The organism is Spiroplasma sp. ald, assembly GCF_044714355.1.
Taxonomy (GTDB): Bacteria; Bacillota_I; Bacilli_A; order Mycoplasmatales; family Mycoplasmataceae; genus Spiroplasma; species Spiroplasma phoeniceum.
On record NZ_RXFY01000130.1, the window covers coordinates 1 to 2,383 of the forward strand.

Annotated in this window: 3 protein-coding genes; 2 read left to right on the forward strand and 1 reads right to left on the reverse strand. The window is 26.4% G+C overall.

The window, feature by feature from the left end; genetic code table 4:
* Nucleotides 1–77: 77 nt before the first annotated feature.
* Together pgsA and EHU54_RS05465 are read left to right on the forward strand one after the other, a co-directional pair.
* A complete protein-coding gene (gene pgsA, locus EHU54_RS05460; RefSeq protein ID WP_400249368.1) occupies nucleotides 78–788 on the forward strand; it encodes a CDP-diacylglycerol--glycerol-3-phosphate 3-phosphatidyltransferase in 711 nt (236 codons plus the stop codon).
* Nucleotides 772–1,575, forward strand: a complete 804-nt coding sequence (locus tag EHU54_RS05465; protein WP_400249370.1) for an SDR family NAD(P)-dependent oxidoreductase — start codon at nucleotides 772–774, stop codon at nucleotides 1,573–1,575. Before pgsA ends, EHU54_RS05465 begins: the two co-directional genes overlap by 17 nt.
* Before the next feature lie 154 nt (nucleotides 1,576–1,729).
* Here EHU54_RS05465 and EHU54_RS05470 read toward each other — a convergent pair whose 3' ends face one another.
* Nucleotides 1,730–2,074 carry a hypothetical protein gene (locus EHU54_RS05470; protein ID WP_400249371.1) on the reverse strand — a complete coding sequence of 115 codons (345 nt, stop codon included), beginning with the start codon at nucleotides 2,072–2,074 and terminating at the stop codon, nucleotides 1,730–1,732.
* Nucleotides 2,075–2,383 lie beyond the last annotated feature (309 nt).

Here is a 2,383-nt window from a genome sequence, read left to right on the forward strand (position 1 = left end):
ATGCAAGAAGTCTATTATAATATGTAAGTAATATTAACATATCAAGGATAAGATATTTTTAGAAAAGAGGACTTAAAATGAATTGAGCTAATCGTATTACATTAATTCGGATTTTTTTAATCCCAGTTATTATTGCTTTAATGGTAATTGTTCCATTTGAAAATAGTTCCTTATATAATGGATGAGATCAATGATTAACAATTAAAGGAGATAATGTTACTTATTCATTACCAATTAGTTATTTAATTGCTGGGATTTTATTTATTATTGCTAGCTTAACTGACTTATTAGATGGTTTTATTGCTCGTCGCTACAATCAAGTCACAACATTTGGCAAATTTTTTGATTCAATCGCCGATAAATTACTAACAAATACTGTTTTAATTGTCTTTGCTTGTGCAAACATTATTCCAGTTTGAATGGTTGTATTGTTAATTGCTCGCGATTTTGTAATTGATGTTGTTCGTCAAATTTTAGCAACACAAAAAGTGGTGATGGCTGCTAATCAATTAGGACGTGTGCGAGCAGCAATGGAGATGTTTGGAATGACAATTTTATTTTTTATTGGTTTTCGTATGTTTAATGGTCATTCTTTAAAAACAGGCCAATGAGATGAATTTGGTTGAGTAAACCAAATTATTATGATTCCAATGTATTTAGCAACGGTATTATCATTAGCGGCAGCAGGAAATTATATTTTCTTAAATCGTAAAACATTATTTGATATGGCAGTTATTAAAAAACCAAAATTAGAAAATGGACAAGAAAATAATGAAAAAAACAAATAGTAATAGTTTAGAATGAGCTGTTGTTACTGGTGCTAGTAAAGGATTAGGATATTGTTATTGCGAAGAATTATTAAAACTTGGTTATAATGTTGTTGCTGTTGCTCGTGATACAACCCCTGTTACTGCTTTACAGCAAAAATATCCAACACAAACAATTAAAATGATTAATTATGATTTAATTAATTTAGAAAATTGTGAAAAATTATTTAATGATGTTGCAAAAGATAATGTAACAATTTTAATTAATAATGCTGGATATGGTGTATGAGGTTATTTTAATGAATCTAGTTTAGAGCAAGAAATGAATATGATTGATTTAAATATTAAAGCGCTCCATATTTTAACAAAATTATTTTTACAACGTTTTATAGCGCAACAACAAGGACGTGTTTTAAACATTGGTAGTTTAGCGGCATTTACGCCAGCCCCAGTTTTTGCTAGTTATTATGCTTCAAAAGCTTATGTCTGAAGTTTGGGAGTGGCGATTAATACGGAATTGAAAAAAACAAAATCACCAGTTCGAGTTATTACCTTATGTCCAGGGCCGTTAAAAACTGATTTCTGAAATCGAAGTAGTAACCAGAAAGATGCAAAATATCACTCAACAGTGAAAGTTATGAAGACATCTACTTATGCTCGAAAAAGTTTACTAAAAGGATTAAAAGTAAAAAGAAAAAATTATATTGTAACAGGTAGTGTTAATAAAATTGTAAAAAAATTAACAAAATGAAGTCCCCAAAATTGAGTATTAACATCGGTTTACAATTATCAAAGAAAACGAAAATAAAAACAACAACAATTTTGTTGTTTTTATTTTTTATATTTCATGTTCTTTATCTGATACATATCCTTCATCAATATTATCAATTTCGTTAAGAATTTTTTGATATTGTTGACCTTGTTTCGGAATATTAGATGTTATCTTTTTTCCTCGCACTGGTTTAATTATTTGTTGGATTGCTTTTTTTAAATTGTTTTGGTTTTGACTCTAATGCAATATTTTTATTATTGTTTTCTAAAACAAAATCTTCCCCATTTTCTTTTGCTATTTTAGCAAGGGCTTCATAATATTGTTTTTCTAATTCAGCATTAGTCGTTTTTAACTTATTTACTAATTCTTTATAACCTTCAATATGTTCTTTATATTCTGCTATTTCTTCTTTTAAGAGATGAATAAAATTTTCTGATCTCTTAATAGTTTCAGCTTTGTCAAAACTCATTTTAATTAAAACATGATTAATTGCACCACGTGCTATTTTAAAAGCTTGTGATAGATCACCAATCACCTTCCAACATACTCTTTTTAGTTTGTTTTTTACTTTCATATTAAATTTTTCTTTTAATAAAAAGTCATTTATTTTAAAATATTAAATAATATTTTAAAATCATATACAATAAATTCATTCTACCATATTTTTTGTAAAGTTTATATTTAATGATAAACAAACTAGTTTTTTGCGGCAGCAATTTATTAATTATATATAAAAAATACCTAATTTTTATTTTATCTTGTATTCTCATCAATAGACTTCTTGCATAACCTATTAAAATAATTGTAAATATTTTTAAAAAGATACTAATAGCAAATTATAATT